This window comes from SAR86 cluster bacterium (assembly GCA_023703615.1).
Lineage (GTDB): Bacteria > Pseudomonadota > Gammaproteobacteria > Magnimaribacterales > D2472 > MED-G85.
Genome location: CP097971.1, coordinates 52,673 through 74,090 on the forward strand (window position 1 = coordinate 52,673; position 21,418 = coordinate 74,090).

Genomic DNA, 21,418 nt, shown 5'->3' on the forward strand with positions numbered 1-21,418 from the left:
ATAAAAAGCTATGAAAACCATGCAATCAAAACAAAATCTTATTTGGATTGACCTTGAAATGACAGGATTAGATCCAGAATCTGAAAGAATTATCGAAATAGCGACATTAATTACGGATTCTAATCTAAATCTTGTTGCAGAAGGCCCTAATTTAGTTATTTCCCAGCCCGGAAGCTTAATTGATAACATGGATGATTGGAATAAATCCCAGCACAGTTCATCTGGTCTAATCGAAGAGGTCAAAAAAAGTATAATTACTGAGCAAGCAGCAGAAATAGAGACACTAGAATTTGTATCTAAATATGTTTCTGAAAAACAATCTCCAATGTGTGGAAATACTGTTTCCCATGACAGGCGCTTTTTAATAAAGTACATGCCTCGGCTAGAATCATATTTTAATTATAGGCATATTGATGTGTCTTCATTTAAAGAGGTCGCCGTTAGGTGGATGAATGAAGCACAAACCTATGAAAAGAATGGATCTCATAGAGCTTTAGGAGATATAAAGGAATCCGTTGAAGAATTAAAATTTTACAAAAAATTGTTTTTGCCTGAGGATTAAATTTTACTCTTTTTTATTTGCAGGTTGAATATTTAAAGGAAAAGGACTTACCTGACTGCTATTTTTTTTAATTTTTGCTTCTCCAGATTCAGAAACTTCATCTATTCTTATAATTGCATTGATGGGGATATAACTTCTCTCAACATTTACAAACTCATTCTTTAATTTTTCAGAAGATGGATCGACAACTAGCTGTTTATCTTTATTAAATATATACTCTTCAACCTCTATGAAACCATACATATCACTTTGGTAAATCTGTTTAGCAAATACTTCATAGATTTCGCCAAGTTGAATGAATATAATTTTATATATATTGTTGGATTTCATAATTAATTATATGGGTATATTTTTTTATAACAAAAGATAAAAAGTAAATTATGTCAAAAAAATTATTTGTAAAAACTCATGGCTGCCAAATGAATGAGTATGATTCAGCAAAAATGATTGATCTTTTGCAAGAAAATGAAAAATTTGAAATTGCTGAATCAGAAGACAAAGCTGATCTTTTAATACTAAATACCTGTTCGATTAGAGAGAAAGCTCAAGAAAAAGTATTTCATCAAGTTGGAAGATGGAGGAAATTAAAAGAAAAAAATCCAAATATTAAAATTGCTATTGGAGGTTGTGTTGCCTCACAAGAAGGCAAAGAAATTATTAAAAGAGCGCCTGCAGTTGATATTGTATTTGGCCCTCAAACATTACATAAACTTCCTGAGCTATACAACAATAGAATTAAAAATGATGAAAAACAGATTGATATATCTTTTCCTAAGTTAGAAAAATTCAATTATCTACCTATAAAAGGCATTGGTGAACCATCTGCATTTGTTTCAATTATAGAGGGATGCAATAAGTATTGTTCATTCTGTGTTGTTCCAAAAACTAGAGGTCATGAAGTTTCAAGAAGTGTAGAGGATATTCTCAATGAAATTTCAAAGCTTGCAGACAACGGAACAAGAGAAATCCATCTTTTAGGCCAAAATGTAAATAATTTTAAGGGCACATATAAAAATGAAAAATCATCACTAGCGAAACTTATTGAACTAACTTCAAAAATTGAAAATATTGAGAGAATAAGATATACGACTAGCCATCCATATGAATTTAAAGATGATCTCGTAGATATTTACGATAAAGTTCCTGAATTAGTAAGCCATGTTCATTTACCTGTTCAAAGCGGCTCAGATAGAATATTAAAATTAATGAGAAGAAGATATACGATAGACAGCTATTTAAGTTTAGTTGATAAAATTAAGAAAGTTAGATCTGACATGAGCTTTTCATCTGATTTTATTGTTGGATTTCCAGGAGAAACAGCAAATGATTTCGAGTTAACAATGAATTTAATCAATGAAGTCCAGTTTGATGAATCATATAGTTTTATATATAGCCCACGCCCAAACACAACTGCCTCTGATATGGACGATGATGTAACAAAAGATGAAAAAAAAGAAAGATTAGATATTTTACAAAATAGATTAAATCAACTTTCTTTTGGGTATAGCAGAAAAAAAGTGGACACACTTCAAACTTGTCTAGTGTATGGCCAATCAAAAAGGGACCCTGGCCAACTTCAGGCTAGAACAATTTGTAACAGAATTGTTAATTTTTCATCATGTGATATTGATTTAATTGGCCAAATGGTTAATATTCAAATTAATGAAGCATTACCAAATAGTCTTAGAGGCACATTAAGTAATTAATGCCAAAAGATTCATCTTTAAAAAAAATAGAACTTAAACCTTCAAATGCAGATGCATTGGTTAGGTTTGTGGGTGAATTAAACCAAAATCTAAAATTTGTTGAAAAAACTTTTGACGTAAAAATATTTCAAAACGGTAATAATTTAAAAATTAAAGGCAAAGAAAAAGATGTTCAACTATCTGCCGATGCGCTTAAAAGACTTTATGAGGCAGCCGGACAAGGAGTTGAAATAACAAAAGAGTCTTTGTATCTTTATATTTATGATTCAGAAGATTCAATCAAAGATGAATCATTTATCATTGAAACGCCAAAAAAAAGAATTATTCCTAGAGGGAGCAATCAGAGCAGTTATATTAAAAACATTAAAAATTTTGAAGTAAATTTTGGAATTGGTCCAGCTGGAACAGGTAAAACATATCTTGCTGTAGCGGCTGCAATTGATGCGCTTATTAATGAAAGTGTTAAGAGAATAATTTTAATTAGGCCTGCAGTAGAGGCTGGTGAAAAACTCGGTTTTCTTCCTGGAGATTTATCTCAAAAAGTTGATCCTTATTTGCGTCCTTTATATGATGCACTCTATGCCATGCTTGGTATTGATAAAACAGAAAAACTTTTGCTTAAAGGAATTATAGAAATTGCACCTTTAGCATATATGAGAGGGAGAACACTAAACGATGCCTTTATAATTATGGATGAAAGCCAAAACACTACTGAAGAACAAATGAAAATGGTCCTTACAAGAATAGGATACGGATCTCATCTTGTGGTAAATGGAGATTTAACACAAATAGATTTACCTAAAAATATATCATCAGGTTTAAGTCATGTTGCTAAAGTTTTAAAAAATACAAAAGGCATAGGATTTACAATGTTTTCATCAAAAGATGTGATTAGACATCCAATAGTTCGAAAAATAATAGATGCATATAAAAAATTTGAAGATAATTTAATTAGAAAGTGAGTCTATCAATTGCATTTGAAAAAAATTATTCCATTGAGAATTCATTAGCTAAAAAACTAATTAAAGCTTACGAATTTATCTGTGCAGAAGAAGGTATACATGAGTCATCTATAAACCTTATGATATTAGGAGACAAAGAGATTACTGCTCTTAATAGCAAATACAGAAATAAGAAAAAGCCCACAGATGTTTTGTCATTTACAAATGATGATATTTCAAAAACTCACACAAATAATTTAGGTGATATTGCAATTAATATTGAATTTGTAAGACGTGAATCAAAAGAAATTAATAAATCTTTTGAAAGTCATATGATTCACATGTTAGTTCATGGCATATATCATATATTAGGATATGATCATGAAATGGATGATAAAGCTATAATTATGGAAGAAAAAGAAACATTGGTATTAAAAAGTATTGGAATATCCAATCCTTACACATAAATGAAAGATCATCAGAAAACAGATGATAGTCACCCTCCTTCGGGACTATTAGATAAGTTAAAAAAATATTTTAGAAATCCTTTCTTTATAAAGACTCAGTCTTTGTCTGAAGTTACAGATTTTTTAAAAGATGCTGTTGATCAAAATATAATCGATAAAGAAGCTGAATCTATAGCTAATAAAGCAATAAGATTAAAGGATATTACTGTTAAAGAAATAATGGTACCAAAAGTAGATATGGTAACTGTTGAAATCGACGAAGATACAGATGTTATTATTAAAAAGATTATTGAATCAGGTCATTCCAGATATCCTGTTCTTGGAAAAGAAAGGGATGAGGTAAATGGAATCCTGCTAGCAAAAGACTTGCTACCAAAACTTTTTTCTGGGTCGACTGACTTTGATATAGTAAATATGTTACGCGATCCTAATGTTGTACCTGAAACAAAAAAAGCTGACTCCCTTTTAGAAGAATTTAAACAAGATAGATCCCATTTAGCAATTGTGATTGATGAATACGGATCAATCTCTGGTCTTGTGACTATTGAAGATATATTAGAAGAACTTGTTGGAGAGATTGAAGATGAGCACGATATAGAAGAAGAGGAAATTATTCAGATTAGCAAAAATAAATATAGTGTTGATTCAAAAGTAGAACTAGAAGAATTTATCACCTATTTTAATATTGAAATTGATCCTCTAAGCATAGATGCAGAAACATTAGGCGGTCTATTTATTTCGAAATTTGGAGTTCTGCCAAAAAAAGGCGATCAAATAAAGCTAAGTAATTTAAAAATCAAAGTCTCTGATACAGACGCAAGAAGAATCAAGACATTTTTAGTCTCAAAAGAGTAATGTTTTTTAAAAATTATCTATACCCATTCTTCTTTGGTTTAGTAGGCATCTTTGCATTTGCGCCCTTTTCAATCAAACCTTTAATTTTTGTTTCCTACTTCTATTTAATCAACAGCCTAATCACAACAAAAAAAAATTTTTCTCAAATTTTAAGCTGGGGTATAGGCCATTGGAGTTTTGGAATGTCTTGGTTAATAGTAAGTATTTACTACTATGGAGAAACAACCATAGCAACTTCTTTAATAATTTATATTTTATTAATTTTGTTATTAACATTAGTATTTACCTTACCATTGTTAATTATTAATAAGATTTTAAAATGGTTAAATAACTCAAGAAAAGTATACGATGTTGTATTTGTTTCAATTGCATTCCTTATTAGCGAATGGTCGAGATATTATTTTTTAAATGGTGTTCCATGGCTAATACCTGGCAACATTTTTTTAGACACTTACATACAAAATAGTTATCCGATTCTTGGGGTATTTTTTGGCTCATTAATAATTTATTTATTTTCATCATCTTTTGTTTTTTATAACAAAAACACGCAAACTCTTATCGTTCTAATTTTATTATCAGCTTTAACAATCTTTCCTGAAAATAAAATTAACGAAGACGATAGTTATGATTATCAGATATCTATTGTTCAACCAGCATCTGATCCTTTTCTTAAATACGAAGAAAATTATTTTAGATTAATTGAAAATAATATAATTGAATTATTATCAAAGGTACCAAAAAATACGGATCTAGTTATACTTCCCGAGGCTGAATTACCATATGCGATAAATAGCGTTAAATTTGATCTTTTTCTAGATAAACTATCTAAGTCTAAGGGACTTATAATGGGTGTATGGCTTTTTGATAAAAATAAACTCTATAATGCTATTTATAACTTAGATAATAAAAATTTGTACAAAAAACAGCATTTAGTGCCATTTGGTGAATATATTCCTTTTTTACCGAAGTTGCGTGGTTTAATTCAATTTTTTGAATTACCCATGTCAAATGTGAGTCATGGAGGCATTAATCAGGAAAAATTTTCCATTTTAGATAATATAGAAGTTGCAACACCTATATGTTTTGATATAGCTTTTGCAAAAACTGTTAGAAAAATAAACAAAAGTTCTAAAATTATGATTAATATCAGCAATGATACATGGTTTGGCGATTCTATTGGCCCACATCAGCATTTAAGCATTACAAGAATAAGAGCTCTTGAAAATAATAGATGGGTTATTAGAGCAACTAATAATGGCATTTCAGGAATAATTGACAATAAAGGAACTATTGTCGATATTTTAGATAAAGGTAAAAAAGGATTACTTAACGGTAATGTTAATTTGGTTGATCATCAAAGTATATACAATAAGTTTGGTTATATGATTGTAGGAGTAGTCTCATTTATTTTTATATTAATCTTATTTATAATGAGAATATGCAAAAATCTTTATTAAAAACTACGATTTTACTGCTTATTCTCGTATCACCACGTGATTATACTAATGCAAATGATCAAATTGAAAAGCCGGAATTAAAAATAAAAATCTTAGTTGACATATCAGAACAAAGGCTCTATCTGAAAAGTGGTGAACAAACCCTGGTGAGCTATCCAATTTCTACGTCTAAGTATGGTGAAGGCAGTAAAGAAAATTCATTTAAAACCCCCTTAGGCAATCATATTATTAAAGAAAAAATAGGAGAAAATGCCCCTATTAATACAATATTTATTTCTAGAATAAATACTAAAAATATTGCATCAATTGAGAATAAACCAAAAAATACAGAAAATGATTATGTAACTTCAAGGATTATGTGGCTTGAAGGAGAAGAGAATGGAGTTAATAAAGGCCCTGGTATTGATTCTTATGAAAGATACATCTATATTCATGGTACTCATGAGGAGGGCTTAATTGGCGTCAAAGCATCTCATGGATGCATAAGAATGTTTAATGTTGATGTGATTGATTTGTATGATCGTATATATAATGGGACAAAAGTCATTATTAGGGCATAAAGTTAATACTTAATAAGTCTATTAATTAGAAATTATTAGCAACTGAAGACATCTCAAAGTCTAATTTTTCCTTTCTATCTTCCATCTGTGGTGCTTCACCTAGTTTTTTACCGTCTTTAGCAAGTTTTATCAATAAATCACTAGCTTTGTATGTATCATACCCAGTTTCTTTGTAATATTTATCAAGTTTTTCTATCACTTGTTGTAATCCCATTGCATTTGCGTGATGCATTGGCCCGCCTCTCCATATTGGGAATCCATAGCCATTTATGTATACAACATCTATATCTGATGCTCTTTGAGCGACTCCTTCAGATAAAATATCTGCCCCTTCATTTATTAAGGCTAAAATACATCTATCAACGATTTCTTCATCAGTTATATCTTTTCTTTCGAAACCATTCTCTTCAGATATTCTTTTATAAACTTCTTCATTTTCAGGAGCAGGGCTTGGTGCTCGCGATCCCTCATTGTAATTGTAATAGCCCTTTGAACTTTTTTGACCAAATCTATCATTCTCACACAACTCATCTCCAATTTTTGCATGAAGTGGTGATTCTTTACCGCCAAGCTTTCTTGCTCTCCATCCTAAATCCAAACCAACTAAATCCATCATTCTAAATGGACCCATATTTAAACCAAAGTTCTCTAAAGCTTGATCTATTTGATGAGGAAGTGCACCTTCTAATAAGAGCATATTTGCTTGCGCCGTATATTTAAATAGCATTCTATTTCCAATGAAACCTGGAGCGTTTAAGGATACTACTGCAGATTTTTTTAACATTTTCCCAATCGACATTACTGTTGCTAAAGTTTCATTAGAGGTTTTATCACCTCGAACAACTTCTAATAGTCTCATAATGTTTGCAGGACTAAAAAAGTGAGTACCTACTACTAGCTCAGGTCTATTAGTTACTGATGCAATAGAATCAATATCTAAACCTGATGTATTACTTGCAAGTATTGCGCCAGGCTTAACTTGCTCGTCTAGAGACTTAAATATTTTTTCTTTAAGGTCTAGATTTTCATAAACAGCTTCAATAACAATGTCGCAATCTTTTAGATCAGAATAGTCTAAACTTGAATCAACTAAACCAAAAACAGCATCTTTTTGATCACTTGTTAATCTTCCTCTTTTAACCATAAAATCATAATTTTTTTCTATTACTGAAATACCTCTTTTTAAATTATCTTCATCTTGATCGATTATGTGTACAGGTATGCCTGCATTTGCAAAACACATTGCAATACCACCACCCATTGTTCCCGATCCAATAATGCCTGCTTTTTTTATATCAATTAGTTTGGTATCTTTTGGTATATCCGATACTTTAGATGCAGACCTTTCACCAAAAAAGATATTTATCATTGCTTCTCTTTGAGGATGAAGTAGACATTCAATAAAATACTCTTGTTCTTTCTTAAGCCCCTCATCAAAATTATCACAATTTATAGCGGATTCAACACACTTTATTATTTGTCCAGGGGCAAATTGTCCCTTTCTAGTTTTTGCAACAAGTGATCTTGCTTCTGTTAAAACGTTATCATCGCCTCTAGAATCTATTATTTTATCGTTTAAATGACGAACAAGAGGGTGCTCATTTGTATCTTTTGCTATTTTTTTTGCAAAATCTATAGATTCTTGGACAACATTTTCGGATAATGAATCCAAAATTCCCATTGATAATGCCTTTTTAGCATTAATATGCCTACCCGTTAACATCATTTTTAAAGCTTCTTCTGGTCCAACAACTCTAGGCAGTCTTTGAGTACCACCACCACCTGGTAAAAGCCCCAAATTTACTTCAGGAAGGCCTACTAAGGCTGCTGGAGAGCCAATTCTATAATTACAGCACAGTGCTGTTTCTAAACCTCCGCCAAGGGCAACACCATTAATTGCTGCAATAACAGGTTTTGAACAAAATTCTATTTTAGAAAATACTGTATGGAGATCCGTACCAATATCTTGTGCACCAAATTCAGATATATCAGCACCAGCAATAAAAGCCTTTCCTTGTCCTGTCAGAACAATACCTACAACATTATCATCATTCTCAGCTTTAATAATTCCATCATGTAATCCTTTTCTGACACCCTCACTTAAGGGATTTACTGGTGGATTATCAATGGTTAAGATAGCTACATCATCATTTACTTCATATAAAACTGTGCCTTTCAATTTATTCTCCTTTTTATCGCTAAGAGGGGCATTATACCTAAAAAAATATCAAAATTTTGCTGCAAATCCGTCTTTTTTAATAAAAATTACAATTAATTTATCATTTCTATTGATAATTAAATATAAATAATTATAATAATGTTGTCAGCACTCCTCTCCCCCTATTATTTTGCTGACAAATCTGAAATTGTGGAGGGTTTTTTAACCCTCCTTTTTAGGCATATTATGAAACATAATTATAGAGACATTTTTGAAATATTATTTTTAACTTGTTTGTTTGTAACTTCTATCTCTGCAATTACCCCTATATAGCATTTAATATATAATAGGTATCATGAAATATATATATTTTTTATTTGTATTTTTTTCATCATTTTCGTATGCATGTTCTAGTCTATTGAACACTGATATGAAAATATTGGATTCATCTCAATATGAAAATTTTTGTAAATACGAAGATAAAGTAATGCTTGTGGTAAATGTAGCAAGTCGATGTGGCTATACTTATCAATATGAAGGCTTACAAAATTTGTATGACAAATATAAAGACAATGGTTTAGTAGTTGTAGGAATTCCATCCAGAGACTTCATGCAAGAATTTTCTGTTGAAAAAGATGTTGCAGAATTTTGTTCTACCGAATACGGAGTTGATTTTCCTATGTATTCAACTACAAAAGTTCGAGGAAAAAAAGCACATCCATTTTATAAAAAATTATTTGCAGAATCTGGCGTAAGCCCAGGTTGGAATTTTTATAAATATTTAATATCGAGAGAGGGTAAAGTTATTAAATCATATAATTCGGGTGTGAAACCAGATTCTGAAGAACTATTAAATGATATAGAGAACCTTCTCTAGATTATTTTCCAACCAATATTTCACTAGGTTTATTAACAGCAAATATTCCATTTTCAACAACACCAGGTATATTATTTAATTCCATTTCAAGATTCATTGGATCAGAAATATCTAAATTTTTTACATCAATAATTTCGTTACCTTGATCTGTTAAGAATCCACTTCTATAAAGTGGAATGCCCCCCATAGAGACTATCTTTCTTGATACAAGGCTTCTGCTCTCAGGAATAACTTCTATTGGCAAGGGGAAAGCCCCAAGTTGATTCACTAATTTTGATGAATCAACGATACATATAAAATAATTGGCAGCTGAGGCGACAATTTTTTCTCTTGTATGAGCACCACCTCCACCTTTAATTAAATAATTGTCTTTAGATACTTCGTCAGCCCCATCAATATAGAACTCAATTTCTAATACTTCATTAAGATTGTATGTTTGAATTCCAGAATCATTAAGCAGTTTTGTTGAAGCGTTTGAAGAGGAAACCGCACCCTTAAAAAGATTTTTATATTTCTTAAGCTCGTCTATAAAAAAATTAACAGTTGATCCAGTACCAATTCCAATAATGGTTTCTGGCGTTATTTTTTTTTCAATTAATTTGACTGCTTGCTTTGCAACATTTATCTTTGGAGTATTCATGCAGTTATAATACAAGAAAATTACATAGAGATAGTTAAGTTGAGACTAAAAATTAAAAAAACAGGTTCTTTTAAAAATTCAAAAAAGTACCTTAACATGATTGAAAATGCATCTGTGTATGACGTAGCAATTAATTCGCCTATAACTTTTGCATCAAATCTTTCAATGAAAGATGGCAATAAAATTTTCTTAAAGCGAGAAGACTTACAGCCAATATTTTCTTTTAAAAATAGAGGCGCATATAACAAAATTTTCAATCTCCCAAGCGAACTTAAAAAATGTGGCATTATTGCTGCTTCTGCTGGAAACCATGCACAAGGCGTTGCAAACGCTTGTAAAAAACTAAAATTAAAATGTTTGATAGTTATGCCAGTAACATCTCCAGAAATAAAGATTAAAGCAGTAAAAAATATGGGTGCCAAAGTTACTATGGCTGGTGATAATGTCAGTGAAGCTATTAATCATGCCGTTAAGATGTCAACAAAAAATAAAATGACTTTTATACACCCTTTTGATGATAAGTTCACAATAGCTGGCCAGGGAACAATTGGAAAAGAAATTCTTGAAGACAACAATGACTTTGATGTGATATTTGCTCCTGTTGGAGGAGGTGGTATTCTTGCAGGTATCTCTGCATGGATAAAGCAACATGTTAAAAAAGTTAAGATTATTGGTGTTGAAGTAGAAGATTCTGCCTGCTTGTATGATGCTATTAAAGCTAATAAAAGAACACTTTTAAAAGAAGTAGGTCTTTTTGCAGATGGAGTTGCGGTCGCTCAAGTTGGAAAAAACAATCTTGATGTCATCAAAGAATGCGTTGATGAAGTAATGACAGTCTCAGTAGATGAGGTTTGCTCTGCGGTAAAAGATATATTTGAAGATACAAGAGTTCTTTCAGAACCAGCTGGAGCTGTTGCTCTTGCTGGTCTTAAAAAATATTCTAAAAATCTTAAAAATAAAAAGTTGCTTGCGATAAGTTCTGGCGCAAACTTAAATTTTCAAAGACTCCCTTACATTGTTGAAAGATCCGAATTAGGTGAAAAAAGAGAAAAAATATTAAGCATTAAAATACCTGAAATTCCAGGAAGCTTCCTAAACCTATGTAAAATATTTGGAAACTCACAAATAACTGAATTTAATTACAGAAAGTCTAATAACAAAGATGCTTTTGTTCTAGTTGGCATTAGAACAAAAACTGATAAGTCATTTGAAATATTAAAAAATAAGCTAAACCGAAAAAACTTTAAATTCAGTGATCTTTCAGACAATGAAATTGCTAATGATCATTTAAGACATATGGTTGGTGGAAGAAATTCAAATGAAAGCGATGTCCATAACAAGGAAAGAATATTTAGAGGAGAATTTCCGGAAAAACCAGGTGCGCTTCTAGCTTTTTTAGAGAAGTTTGGTACTAAGTGGAATATTTCGTTATTTCACTACAGAAATTTGGGCTCAGCTTTTGCAAAAATTTTAGTTGGTATAGAGGATCAAAGCAAAGATAAAAATTTATTGATCAAACATCTAGGAAAATCTGGGACAATTTTTATTGAAGAAACTTCAAATAAGGCCTATAAAAACTTCTTAAAATAGATTCAGAATTTTAATCTAATTTTTACCGAAAGAACTTCGTTAGCAGCATCTTCCCATGGATCTTTAAATATTTGTTTCGTATCTCTTTCATTATTATCCTCATATACATTCCCGCCTTTTGAGTAAACTAGGTATAAATAAGAAAGAGGAGCTATTTCATACTTATATCTAACTTGAAATGAGGTAATTCCATCAGAAAAAGAAGCAACATCATTTGAACCACTTGATAGATATCCCAAGGAATCAACAATTAGACTTTTAGGATTTCTTGCCTCAAGAGCAACAAATTGGCTTTTGAGTCTTATTTCATGTTTATTTCCTCTAAACCAATTCATATCAATTGAAATAATTTTTTGACTTAAGCTATATACTGCAAGTTCATTTCCTTGTATCCAGTTCAGCCATTCATCTTCAGTTCTTATTCTGAACTGTGATTTTATTAAAATGTTTTCAGTTGGGAAAAATGAACCTGCTATTTTTGCAAATTTTCTTTCATAGCCTTCAGAATCCCAGGTACTATATTTATCGCCGTTTTCGTATCCTATACGCCAATCATAGGTCCATTTTTTAAAATACGGAGCTTCGTAATCTAGATTAAAACTCACACTTCCAGTTTTTTTAACGAAAGGGTAGGTCTCATTCTTTCTTGTAATTGTTGTATTTTTTCCAGACGTTTTAAAATCCCATGAAAATTGAAATTTTGAAGTATCTTTGAATGTAAATTCATTTTTTTGGCTTATTCTTATTGGATTAGAATTACCTGAAGTATCAGCATCATAATTTATGTCCATACCAAATTCAAATTCATTCAAAGGACTTTCTGGAGAAAATTTGTTTAATGTATTATCACCACCAACTCCTAAATGAAACCAGTCACCTCTTTTTAAATATCCAAAATCATTAAGTTTAAAATTATCTTCAAAGAAGAGTAAACTTCCAGTGGCCTTGCTTAAAATAGTTGGTTTATAGACAAATTGCGATCGCAATCCTACACCTGTTTGCCCATCTTTCTCAGAGGCAAGAACGTCGTTATAAAGTGTAAGTTTATTTGATTTAACATTGCTATAATCAAAGACTCCCACTGTTGAACCTTCATTCAAAAAATTATCTTCAACATGCGTCAAGAAGTGACCAAAAGTTTTTGTTCCAACTTTTGTTTTCGATCTTAGTGCAATATAGTCACGACCTTTTGTAAATGATTCGTCTGCTTCTTTTGCAACAAAAATTCCAAAATCTTTGTTGTTAACTTTTTGCGTAAATCTTAATGCAAAATCAATATCGGTATATGTTTTTCTAGATCTATTGCACGCCTCTTCATTAATTGAGGAAGAGCAATCATATGATGATGCTGAACCAATCCTTCTAGTATTAATGATTCTATATCTATCATAATGTGAGAGATTAAATAAGGATTGATTCTCATTAAAAAAGGCTCTTTTTTCTGAATAAAAAGTTTCTTGTGCAGAAAAATTAATTATCACTTCATCACTTTCAGCTTGCCCAAAATCAGGATTAATAGTTAAGTTAACTTGTTTCCCTGTACCTGTATTATAAAACACCTCAGTTCCGATTTTATCTTCATCAAAATCTGTAACTGAGTTATATGTTTTAGATATGTATGGAAAAAAATTAAGCTTGCTTTTTGTATAATTATCCACTTTGATTGTTTTCATATTTGATAAAAAATTTGATCGAAATCCATTCGTTTTTGAATCATTAAGCCAAGTTTGATCTCTTGCGATATATCTAAATGTTGTAATATTAATTTCTCTTTTTTCAGTATCAACATTTTTCATTAGTACCACATTCCAAGGAATATAGTACTCAGATACCCAATAACCATTATATTTTTTTGTTTTTACTTCCCAGTCACCGTCCCAATCATATTTTGGAAAACTTCCTAAAGCTCTTATACCATCTGCTTTAATATCAGCTAAAGTAACTTGAAACATGTATGCTTTCGATCTATCTCCATCAAAATCTATAGCAACTCCATTTTGATCACTTGTATTAGGTGTTTCATCTCGCATAGACTTTTGAGCAAGCATTGATGAATTTTCTTGATAGTTTTTGAAGCCTATATATATTCCATCCTTGTTAGAAAATATTAAGGCAGCTGTTTTTTCTTTTGCTGGCTCTCGAGTATAAGGTGAAACCTCAAAGTAATCATTTATAACTACAGCATTTTTCCACTCAGATTCATTCAGGTCTCCATCTACAACTATCTCCTTACTGTGAATAGTTAACACAAGAAGAAAAACTAGATATGGGAATTTTTTCATTATATTGAATATATGAAAAGCATTGTATATATCAGCTAAAAAAATGTATATCTGTTTCTGTTATAACAATATCATATTTAATATCATGATCTTCACCAATATTTTGTTTAAGAATCTGATATTCATATCCAAGACCAATGATAGTAGGCTTATTATTATTTTTTTTGAGATTGCTTAATGCTCTATCGAAATAACCACCACCATATCCAAGTCTTTTTCCATTGATGTCAACTCCAACAAATGGCACAAACATTGTATGAAATAAAGATGGATCCAAATAATTTTTATTTCTTAACTCGTCAATTCCATAAACATTTTTTGTAAGAGATTCATTTTTATTATAAAGATTAAATTTCATTTTTGATTTAGTGAAAATTCTCGGCATGTAGACACTGCATGAATATCTATCAAGTTTATCCAGAATAATATCAATACAGATTTCGTTTCTAAAGGGAAAATATAAAAGTGTATTAAATGATGACTTTAAATCAATCTTTTCTATTGCTGACATTTGAATACTTTGGCTAGCTTTTTTTATGTATTCATTAGATAAAAATTGCCCCTGCTCAAAGAGTGATTTTCTTATTTTATTTTTCACCATATATTGTGCCGAGGCTAACAAACCAAATCACCGCCATGTGTCGTACCTGAACCGAAAGGTCAGGTGGTGAATTTCATACCAAATCAGGCTTCCCTTAATAGGTATTGCTCAACAATGGTAGGGGAATATCACCTATTTAATTGTATCGGTTCAAATTTATTAACACATAAGCGAATGAACCAGAATGTATAAAAAAGTATAAATTAGTTATAAAACAGAGTCTATTTTTTTTATCAGACTTTCAATTTCTTTATTATCGACTTTATCAGAAACATTTTTATCTGAGAGTAATTTATTTGCTAAAGATAAACCTGCAATTATTAATGCATTATTTTTATCATTAATTGAATCGAGTTCTTCATTGAAGAGTTTAGATGCTTCTAAGAGATTATCTTTCTCATTGGCAGGACATGACAGAGTTAGATCTCTTCCAAATATTCTTAATGAAACTGTCTCTAATTTCGGCATTTAATTACTTTACAGACCTTAGCTTTTTTATAGTTTTTTTTAAATCTTTGATTTCTTTATTATGAAGCACTTTTGATTTCTTCCAATCTCTTTCTCTTTCTATATAAGAATCAATAATCCCTTTTTGTTCTTCAAAACGTTTGATTAGTAGATCAACTTTCTGTTCTAGAGAATCACTAGAGAAATCATTTTTTTTTGTCATTTATTAATTGTACTCGATTGAATTGGAAAAATTTATAAATAAAATAGTAAAATAGATCATGATTAATTCAATATATTCCAAAAGAAGAGAGAAACTAAATAATCTTCTACCAGATAATACTGCTATTTTAATTCCTGGTGCAGATCTAAAATTAAGAAACTCCGACTCATCATATGCATTTAGACAAGATAGTACTTTTTATTATTTTTCAGGATTTGAAGAACCTTCGTCATTAATTTTAATTATAAAAAAAGATAATCAAATAGAGTCAATAATTTTTGTACCAAAAAAAGATAAGTTAAAAGAAATTTGGGATGGTTTTAGAGAAGGCCCTGAAGGAGCTGTCAGTAATTATAAATTTGATAGTGCTTTCAATGTTGATGAGATACATGAAATTATTCCAGACCTTTTGCATGGTAAACATAAAGTTTTTTATGCTTTTGGCAAAAAAGAGGGTTTTGATGAAGACGTTATTGATTGGACACTTAAAGCGAATAAAAAAGATAGACATAGTCAGTCAATAGAGCTAGCAGATAGCACATCAATTATAGGTAATATGAGATTAATAAAAGATGATCATGAAATTAATATAATTAAAAAAGCTTGTGAAATATCTGCTGATGCACATATTACAGCAATGAAATCTGTTAAACCTGGTTTAAATGAGCAAAGCATAGAAGCATTATATTTATACGAGTTTAGTAAAAAGGGTGGGAGATATCCTGCCTATACTCCTATAGTTGCTGGTGGTGAAAATGCATGCATTCTTCACTATGTTAAAAACAATCAAAAATTAAATGACTCTGATTTGCTTTTAGTTGATGCCGGTTGTGAGTACGAAATGTATGCTTCAGATATAACTAGGACCTATCCAATTAATGGAAAATTTTCTGAGGAGCAACTAGCTATATACAAAGTGGTTTTAGATGCCCACAAAGCTGCTACCGATGCTGTGAAGAGTGGCAATAATATTATGCAACCACAAAAAGTTTCAGAGTCTGTGATCACAGAAGGTTTGATAGCTCTTGGAATTTTAAAAGGTGAGAAAAATGAACTAATTGAAAAAGATTCTTTTAAAGATTTTTATATGCATAAAGTTGGTCATTGGCTAGGTTTGGATGTTCACGATTCTGGTGACTATATGGAAAATGGTGAACACATGACATATAAGCCAGGCATGATTACAACTATAGAACCCGGTATTTATATCAGTAGCAGCTTGGATGTTGAGGAGAGATGGAAAGGAATTGGTATTAGGATTGAAGACGATATTCTTGTAACAGAATCTGGAAATATTAACTTAACAAAAAAAGTTCCAACAGATCCCAAAGAAATAGAAGCATTAATGGCATAAACAAATGCATGTACCAATAATTATTTCAGGATCAGGTGTCATTGGGAATTACATTTCATTAAGACTTAAAAAAAATAATATCTCATCCATAATTATCGAAAAACTATCAAACTCCTCAAATCAAGTGCAGAGTATCAGAACTGTAACCCTCAATAGCTACTCTATGGCGTTATTAAAAGATATGAATATTGAGGTAAAAAACCAACCCGTTACAAAAATAAGTGTTAGAGATGGAGAGGGTTCTGGTGCAATTGATTTTGATGCAAAAGATATAAACGAAAAAAATCTGTCGTATGTTGTGATGTTTGATGAGCTAAAAAATAAACTTTCTTGTCATAACAAGGAGAATACTTTTTTTAATGCAGAAATAAACGAAATTAATTTTCAAGAAGATAATAATTCAACTGAGGTTATATTAATTGATGGAAAAAAATTTACTACTAACATTGTTGCTGCTTGTGATGGAAGATCTTCTAGAGTTGCTAAATTATCATTGCTCAAAAGTTTTAATAGTAATTATGAACAAGTTGCATTCACGTTTTTAGTCAAAGCTGAAAATTATGACGAAAGCATTGCAAAACAAATTTTTTCTGAAAGAGGAATATTTGCCCTTATGCCTTCTCCAAAAGATAACAACATGACTGTTGTTTGGTCCGTAAAAAATAGGGATTTAGAAAAAAAAGACTACACCGATTACGTTAACGAGAATTTAAGTTATTTTGAAAAAAAATTAAATACAAAGTTAGAAATAACATCATCAATACTCAATTTTAATTTATCAAAACATTATTATAAGAATTATGTTAATAAGACAATTGTATTGCTTGGAGATTCAGCACATTCTATTCACCCTCTAGCAGGACAGGGCATTAATTTAGGATTTGCAGATGCAGACATATTCTGTGAAGAGATTATAGATAATTATAAGAAGGGTTCTAATCTCAGCGAAAAGATTGCTCTGAAAAGGTATGAAATTAGAAGAAAGTCTTTAAATTTAGTAATGCTTAAATCTATGGATTTCTTTGTTCACTTATTTGGTAATGAGAACTTATACTTAAAATTGATTAGGAATTGGGGATTAAGTTCGGTAAATAAAAATAAGTTTTTAAAAACTTTTTTTATGAAACACGCATCCGGTTTTAATAAGATTTAGGTTTATACTTTTTCGCCTTTAGCTCTAATCTCTTTTAAAACTTGGGTAATGCCTTTTTTATCTATAATCCTCATGCCTTTGGCTGAAACTTTTAGATTAACAAATTTATTTTCAGATTCTACCCAAAATTTGTGTGTGTGGAGATTTGGAAAGAATTTTCTTTTAGTTCTATTATTAGCATGGGAAACATTGTTTCCTGCTTGTGGCATTTTTCCTGTTACTTGGCATTTTTTACTCATAGAATCGCGATTTTATAGAACAGAAGCTTACTTATCAATACTATAATGAATATTATGAAAGAAATATTTATTCTAAGGCATGCAAAATCTTCGTGGAAGGACTCTTATCTCTCAGATTTTGATAGACCCCTTGCTGATAGAGGTATAAGAGAAGCCAAAAAATTATGTGGCTTTATAAAAAAAAATAGTTTTAATATTGATAAAGTGATTTGTTCAAATGCAAAAAGAGCTTTGGAAACATTTTATTTAATAGCTGATGGCTTTAATTTTGAAATAGAAAAAGCAACTTATACAAATAATTTATACTTTGGTGAGGTAGAGGATATTGTAAATACAATTAATGAATTAGGTGATGATATAAAAAAGATCTTAATAATCGGACATAATCCAACCTTACATACGCTAACAGAAATGCTCACAAATGAGCACATTAATAGGTTTACAACATGCAATCTAGCGAAAATAAGCTTTGAAGGAAAATGGAAAACTCTTGCGCCATCAAAATGTAGTTTAATATCAATTATAAAACCTAAGGAAATGATAAATTGATAGACATAAAATTAAAAATAATTAGTCCGCTTATTGGAAAAAAAATACCACTACCAAAATATGAAACTAAAGGTTCTGCAGGACTTGATCTGCGAGCATGTATTGAGGATAAGTTAATTTTAAATCCAGGCAAAACAGAACTTATACCAATGGGTTTTGCAATGCATCTAGCAGACGAAGGTTTAGCGGCGCTTGTTGTTCCAAGATCTGGACTTGGTTCTAAGCACGGAATAGTGCTTGGAAACTTAGTTGGATTAATAGATTCTGACTATCAAGGCGAGCTCATGGTTCCAGCTTGGAATAGGTCTGACCAAGAGTTTACAATTCATTCAGGTGATCGAATAGCACAAATGATTATTGTTCCTGTATTACAAGCGAACTTTGAAATTGTTGAAGAATTTATAGAATCAAAAAGGGGTAATAAAGGATTTGGGAGTTCAGGTGTAAATTGAGATCTTTATTTTTTCTTACCAAACCTTTCTTCAAATTTCTGTACTCTACCACCTGTATCAATAATTTTTTGCTTACCAGTGTAAAAAGGATGAGAAGCAGATGATATTTCAACAGGATAATATGGATAGGTTTTTCCATCATCCCACTCTTTTGTTTGAGTAGTTTCTAATGTTGAACGAATGAGAAAATATTTATCCGCTCCAGTATCATGGAACAACACTTCACGGTATTCAGGATGTATGTCTTTTTTCATAATAAATTCAAATTAGGATGAGAACTATATCAAAAATTAAATCCTTTACAATTAAAAAATGAATATTTTTTATTACGATATTGCTATAGGACTACCTTTAAGACAGTGTTTTACATATAAGTCTAATGTTGAATTAAAAAAAGGTATTAGAGTACTAGTTCCTTTTGGAAATAAAAAACTTGTAGGAATAGTGGTAAAAAAAAATATAAATTCTCACTTAATTGAAAAATCAGAATCTATTAAAGATGTAATATCAATAATTGACAACCATACATGCTTCAATAGCTCAATTTTTAATACCATTTTATGGGCTTCAGAATATTATCATCATCCAATTGGAGAAGTATTCTTCTCTTTCATCCCACCAATTCTTCGAAAAGTAAATGATAAAACTATTAGTGCATTAGGCGAGACCTCAAAATATAAAATCAATGAACAAGATAAAATATTTAAATTAACGGATGAGCAAAAAAGTATTTTATTAAAATTAAGTAAAATCAGAAAATTTAAACCTTCGTTAATATATGGAGTAACTGGGTCGGGCAAAACTGAGATTTATCTTCAATTGGCAGAAAAATTTTTATTAGAAAATAAATCTATATTAGTTTTAGTTCCAGAAATTAATTTGATTCCTCAACTTGCAAAAAGATTTCAAAATAGATTTGATGGAGATATAGGAATTTATCATTCTAAACAAACTCCAAATCAAAGATTAAAAGTATGGCTAAAATCAAAATTTGGCGACATTAAAGTAGTTATTGGAACTCGCTCGAGCGTATTAATGCCTCTTCAAAATCTTGGAGCAATAATTGTTGATGAAGAACATGACCAATCTTACAAACAATCTAAAGGTTTTAAGTTTTCTGGAAGAGATTTATCTATTAAGCGTGCTCAACTTGAAAACGTGCCAATTTTTCTTGGATCAGCAACTCCGTCTCTTCAAACTCTCAAGCTTGTAAAAGAAAAGAAATATGAAAGATATGATCTGCTTCGAAGAGTAGACGGTAATAAACCACCAAAGCTCATTTCTTTGGATATAACTGATACCCCTCTAACAGGAGGTATTGCAGATGAGAGCATGGAGATTATTGAGTCTGTTCTTAATAGAGGTGAGCAAGTATTAGTATTTATTAATAGAAGAGGTTTTGCGCCTCTATATGAATGTGATAACTGTGGATGGGTAGCGAAATGTAATTCGTGTGATTCTAAGCTTGTCTATCATAAATCAAAAAATAGATTGATATGCCATAAATGTGAATCTGCTTTTCAGGTTAATAAGCATTGCCCCGAATGTAATTCAGACAATTTGAATATTTTCGGAAATGGTACAGAAAGAGTTGAAGAGGTCTTAAAAAATACCTTCAAAAAAACACCAATCATAAGAGTAGATTATGATTCAACAAGACTTAAAGGATCTATTGAAGCCATTTATGACAAAGTAAATAAAAGTAATGAAGCTATTTTAGTAGGCACACAAATGTTATCTAAAGGCCATGATTTTTCAAAAGTAACTTTATGCATAATTTTAAATGCTGATGGTGGATTAATAAGTCCAGAAATTAATTCCGTTGAAAAAATCTCGCAGCAACTTATTCAAGTTTCAGGAAGAGCCGGCAGAAATAATAATCTTGCCAAGGTAATTATTCAAACGCGATATCCAGAGGATGTTAACTTAAAAAAAATTAAAACCGGTGATTATAAATTAATTGCTGAAGAGTGTTTAAGAGTAAATAAAAAGCTTGATATGCCACCATATTCAAGTCTTTGTATTTTGCGGGCTGTCTCACCAAATTCGAAAAGTTCTTTTGATTTTTTGAGAAGGGCGAGTAAGTTTTTGGATAATAAAAAGGATATCTCTACAACAGGACCTTTGCCTTCAATTCCATTTAAAATTAATGGCAATACTAGAAATCATTTAATAATAAAATCCTCAGCCAAAGTTTATCTAAATAAAATATTAAAAAATTTAACTAAAGAGATTGAGAGTTGGCCAGAAAGAAAAAAAGTAAAATGGTCCTTTGATATAGATCCTTATGAAATGACTTGATTAA

23 protein-coding genes are annotated in these 21,418 nt (G+C 30.6%); 14 read left to right on the forward strand and 9 right to left on the reverse strand.

Going from position 1 to position 21,418, the window contains the following annotated elements:
- The first annotated feature begins 10 nt into the window (after positions 1-10).
- Positions 11-562, forward strand: a complete 552-nt coding sequence (gene orn / locus M9C80_00290; protein ID URQ69633.1) for an oligoribonuclease — start codon at positions 11-13, stop codon at positions 560-562.
- A 3-nt stretch (positions 563-565) separates the two neighbouring features.
- Here the strand turns inward: orn and M9C80_00295 are convergent, their stop codons facing one another.
- Positions 566-892, reverse strand: a complete 327-nt coding sequence (locus M9C80_00295; GenBank protein URQ69634.1) for a DUF1820 family protein — start codon at positions 890-892, stop codon at positions 566-568.
- Between the two features lie 50 nt (positions 893-942).
- On the opposite strand from M9C80_00295, the gene miaB reads away from it, so the two are divergent.
- From miaB to M9C80_00325, 6 genes are read left to right on the forward strand one after another with little or no spacing between them, the layout of a single operon-like run.
- Positions 943-2,268 (forward strand): tRNA (N6-isopentenyl adenosine(37)-C2)-methylthiotransferase MiaB, encoded by a 1,326-nt coding sequence (miaB, locus tag M9C80_00300; GenBank protein ID URQ69635.1) that lies wholly within the window; start codon positions 943-945, stop codon positions 2,266-2,268.
- Positions 2,268-3,230 (forward strand): PhoH family protein, encoded by a 963-nt coding sequence (locus M9C80_00305; GenBank protein URQ69636.1) that lies wholly within the window; start codon positions 2,268-2,270, stop codon positions 3,228-3,230. The genes miaB and M9C80_00305 overlap by 1 nt, the downstream gene beginning before the upstream one ends.
- Positions 3,227-3,676, forward strand: coding sequence for an rRNA maturation RNase YbeY (ybeY, locus tag M9C80_00310; GenBank protein ID URQ69637.1), 450 nt, complete (start codon positions 3,227-3,229; stop codon positions 3,674-3,676). Before M9C80_00305 ends, ybeY begins: the two co-directional genes overlap by 4 nt.
- A complete protein-coding gene (locus M9C80_00315) occupies positions 3,677-4,531 on the forward strand; it encodes a CBS domain-containing protein (protein ID URQ69638.1) in 855 nt (284 codons plus the stop codon).
- Positions 4,531-5,988 (forward strand): apolipoprotein N-acyltransferase, encoded by a 1,458-nt coding sequence (lnt, locus tag M9C80_00320; protein ID URQ69639.1) that lies wholly within the window; start codon positions 4,531-4,533, stop codon positions 5,986-5,988. The genes M9C80_00315 and lnt overlap by 1 nt, the downstream gene beginning before the upstream one ends.
- On the forward strand, positions 5,970-6,548 hold the full coding sequence (locus tag M9C80_00325) for a L,D-transpeptidase (GenBank protein ID URQ69640.1): 579 nt from the start codon (positions 5,970-5,972) through the stop codon (positions 6,546-6,548). Before lnt ends, M9C80_00325 begins: the two co-directional genes overlap by 19 nt.
- 25 nt (positions 6,549-6,573) lie before the next feature.
- Here the strand turns inward: M9C80_00325 and M9C80_00330 are convergent, their stop codons facing one another.
- The gene (locus M9C80_00330) at positions 6,574-8,727 is read right to left on the reverse strand and encodes a 3-hydroxyacyl-CoA dehydrogenase NAD-binding domain-containing protein (protein ID URQ69641.1); all 2,154 of its coding nucleotides are present in this window, start codon (positions 8,725-8,727) and stop codon (positions 6,574-6,576) included.
- Between the two features lie 334 nt (positions 8,728-9,061).
- On the opposite strand from M9C80_00330, the gene M9C80_00335 reads away from it, so the two are divergent.
- Positions 9,062-9,583: a glutathione peroxidase gene (locus tag M9C80_00335; GenBank protein URQ69642.1), complete on the forward strand. Its 522-nt coding sequence runs from the start codon at positions 9,062-9,064 to the stop codon at positions 9,581-9,583.
- A gap of 1 nt (position 9,584) precedes the next feature.
- Here the strand turns inward: M9C80_00335 and rpiA are convergent, their stop codons facing one another.
- The gene (rpiA, locus tag M9C80_00340) at positions 9,585-10,223 is read right to left on the reverse strand and encodes a ribose-5-phosphate isomerase RpiA (GenBank protein ID URQ69643.1); all 639 of its coding nucleotides are present in this window, start codon (positions 10,221-10,223) and stop codon (positions 9,585-9,587) included.
- A 96-nt stretch (positions 10,224-10,319) separates the two neighbouring features.
- On the opposite strand from rpiA, the gene ilvA reads away from it, so the two are divergent.
- On the forward strand, positions 10,320-11,813 hold the full coding sequence (gene ilvA, locus M9C80_00345) for a threonine ammonia-lyase, biosynthetic (GenBank protein ID URQ69644.1): 1,494 nt from the start codon (positions 10,320-10,322) through the stop codon (positions 11,811-11,813).
- 2 nt (positions 11,814-11,815) lie between these two features.
- Here the strand turns inward: ilvA and M9C80_00350 are convergent, their stop codons facing one another.
- From M9C80_00350 to M9C80_00365, 4 genes are all read right to left on the reverse strand, one after another.
- Complete coding sequence (locus M9C80_00350; GenBank protein ID URQ69645.1) at positions 11,816-14,095, reverse strand: DUF5916 domain-containing protein; 2,280 nt, start codon at positions 14,093-14,095, stop codon at positions 11,816-11,818.
- A 31-nt stretch (positions 14,096-14,126) separates the two neighbouring features.
- Positions 14,127-14,696: a 5-formyltetrahydrofolate cyclo-ligase gene (locus tag M9C80_00355; GenBank protein ID URQ69646.1), complete on the reverse strand. Its 570-nt coding sequence runs from the start codon at positions 14,694-14,696 to the stop codon at positions 14,127-14,129.
- Between the two features lie 207 nt (positions 14,697-14,903).
- Positions 14,904-15,164: a cell division protein ZapA gene (locus M9C80_00360; GenBank protein URQ69647.1), complete on the reverse strand. Its 261-nt coding sequence runs from the start codon at positions 15,162-15,164 to the stop codon at positions 14,904-14,906.
- 4 nt (positions 15,165-15,168) lie between these two features.
- The gene (locus M9C80_00365) at positions 15,169-15,366 is read right to left on the reverse strand and encodes a hypothetical protein (GenBank protein URQ69648.1); all 198 of its coding nucleotides are present in this window, start codon (positions 15,364-15,366) and stop codon (positions 15,169-15,171) included.
- Between the two features lie 58 nt (positions 15,367-15,424).
- Here M9C80_00365 and M9C80_00370 point away from each other — a divergent pair, with 58 nt between their 5' ends.
- Positions 15,425-16,720 (forward strand): aminopeptidase P N-terminal domain-containing protein, encoded by a 1,296-nt coding sequence (locus M9C80_00370; GenBank protein URQ69649.1) that lies wholly within the window; start codon positions 15,425-15,427, stop codon positions 16,718-16,720.
- Between the two features lie 4 nt (positions 16,721-16,724).
- The gene (locus tag M9C80_00375; GenBank protein ID URQ69650.1) at positions 16,725-17,873 is read left to right on the forward strand and encodes an FAD-dependent monooxygenase; all 1,149 of its coding nucleotides are present in this window, start codon (positions 16,725-16,727) and stop codon (positions 17,871-17,873) included.
- 2 nt (positions 17,874-17,875) lie between these two features.
- Here M9C80_00375 and rpmB read toward each other — a convergent pair whose 3' ends face one another.
- A complete protein-coding gene (gene rpmB, locus M9C80_00380) occupies positions 17,876-18,112 on the reverse strand; it encodes a 50S ribosomal protein L28 (GenBank protein URQ69651.1) in 237 nt (78 codons plus the stop codon).
- 54 nt (positions 18,113-18,166) lie between these two features.
- Between rpmB and M9C80_00385 the strand changes: the two genes are divergently transcribed.
- The gene (locus M9C80_00385; GenBank protein URQ69652.1) at positions 18,167-18,661 is read left to right on the forward strand and encodes a histidine phosphatase family protein; all 495 of its coding nucleotides are present in this window, start codon (positions 18,167-18,169) and stop codon (positions 18,659-18,661) included.
- Positions 18,658-19,113 (forward strand): dUTP diphosphatase, encoded by a 456-nt coding sequence (gene dut, locus M9C80_00390; GenBank protein ID URQ69653.1) that lies wholly within the window; start codon positions 18,658-18,660, stop codon positions 19,111-19,113. The genes M9C80_00385 and dut overlap by 4 nt, the downstream gene beginning before the upstream one ends.
- Before the next feature lie 5 nt (positions 19,114-19,118).
- Here the strand turns inward: dut and M9C80_00395 are convergent, their stop codons facing one another.
- Complete coding sequence (locus tag M9C80_00395; GenBank protein URQ69654.1) at positions 19,119-19,367, reverse strand: type B 50S ribosomal protein L31; 249 nt, start codon at positions 19,365-19,367, stop codon at positions 19,119-19,121.
- A gap of 58 nt (positions 19,368-19,425) precedes the next feature.
- Between M9C80_00395 and priA the strand changes: the two genes are divergently transcribed.
- Positions 19,426-21,414: a primosomal protein N' gene (gene priA, locus M9C80_00400; GenBank protein ID URQ69655.1), complete on the forward strand. Its 1,989-nt coding sequence runs from the start codon at positions 19,426-19,428 to the stop codon at positions 21,412-21,414.
- Positions 21,415-21,418: the final 4 nt, after the last annotated feature.

Bases quoted from the DNA above. Each gene is read 5' to 3' on its own strand.
- M9C80_00375 (URQ69650.1), top strand. From the start codon at position 16,725: ATGCATGTACCAATAATTATTTCAGGATCAGGTGTCATTGGGAATTAC.
- M9C80_00365 (URQ69648.1), bottom strand. From the start codon at position 15,366: ATGACAAAAAAAAATGATTTCTCTAGTGATTCTCTAGAACAGAAAGTT.
- rpmB (URQ69651.1), bottom strand. From the start codon at position 18,112: ATGAGTAAAAAATGCCAAGTAACAGGAAAAATGCCACAAGCAGGAAAC.
- M9C80_00360 (URQ69647.1), bottom strand. From the start codon at position 15,164: ATGCCGAAATTAGAGACAGTTTCATTAAGAATATTTGGAAGAGATCTA.
- M9C80_00325 (URQ69640.1), top strand. From the start codon at position 5,970: ATGCAAAAATCTTTATTAAAAACTACGATTTTACTGCTTATTCTCGTA.
- M9C80_00395 (URQ69654.1), bottom strand. From the start codon at position 19,367: ATGAAAAAAGACATACATCCTGAATACCGTGAAGTGTTGTTCCATGAT.
- M9C80_00305 (URQ69636.1), top strand. From the start codon at position 2,268: ATGCCAAAAGATTCATCTTTAAAAAAAATAGAACTTAAACCTTCAAAT.
- M9C80_00295 (URQ69634.1), bottom strand. From the start codon at position 892: ATGAAATCCAACAATATATATAAAATTATATTCATTCAACTTGGCGAA.
- M9C80_00385 (URQ69652.1), top strand. From the start codon at position 18,167: ATGAAAGAAATATTTATTCTAAGGCATGCAAAATCTTCGTGGAAGGAC.
- M9C80_00335 (URQ69642.1), top strand. From the start codon at position 9,062: ATGAAATATATATATTTTTTATTTGTATTTTTTTCATCATTTTCGTAT.
- ilvA (URQ69644.1), top strand. From the start codon at position 10,320: ATGATTGAAAATGCATCTGTGTATGACGTAGCAATTAATTCGCCTATA.
- priA (URQ69655.1), top strand. From the start codon at position 19,426: ATGAATATTTTTTATTACGATATTGCTATAGGACTACCTTTAAGACAG.
- M9C80_00315 (URQ69638.1), top strand. From the start codon at position 3,677: ATGAAAGATCATCAGAAAACAGATGATAGTCACCCTCCTTCGGGACTA.
- M9C80_00370 (URQ69649.1), top strand. From the start codon at position 15,425: ATGATTAATTCAATATATTCCAAAAGAAGAGAGAAACTAAATAATCTT.
- M9C80_00350 (URQ69645.1), bottom strand. From the start codon at position 14,095: ATGAAAAAATTCCCATATCTAGTTTTTCTTCTTGTGTTAACTATTCAC.
- M9C80_00355 (URQ69646.1), bottom strand. From the start codon at position 14,696: ATGGTGAAAAATAAAATAAGAAAATCACTCTTTGAGCAGGGGCAATTT.
- lnt (URQ69639.1), top strand. From the start codon at position 4,531: ATGTTTTTTAAAAATTATCTATACCCATTCTTCTTTGGTTTAGTAGGC.
- rpiA (URQ69643.1), bottom strand. From the start codon at position 10,223: ATGAATACTCCAAAGATAAATGTTGCAAAGCAAGCAGTCAAATTAATT.
- miaB (URQ69635.1), top strand. From the start codon at position 943: ATGTCAAAAAAATTATTTGTAAAAACTCATGGCTGCCAAATGAATGAG.
- orn (URQ69633.1), top strand. From the start codon at position 11: ATGAAAACCATGCAATCAAAACAAAATCTTATTTGGATTGACCTTGAA.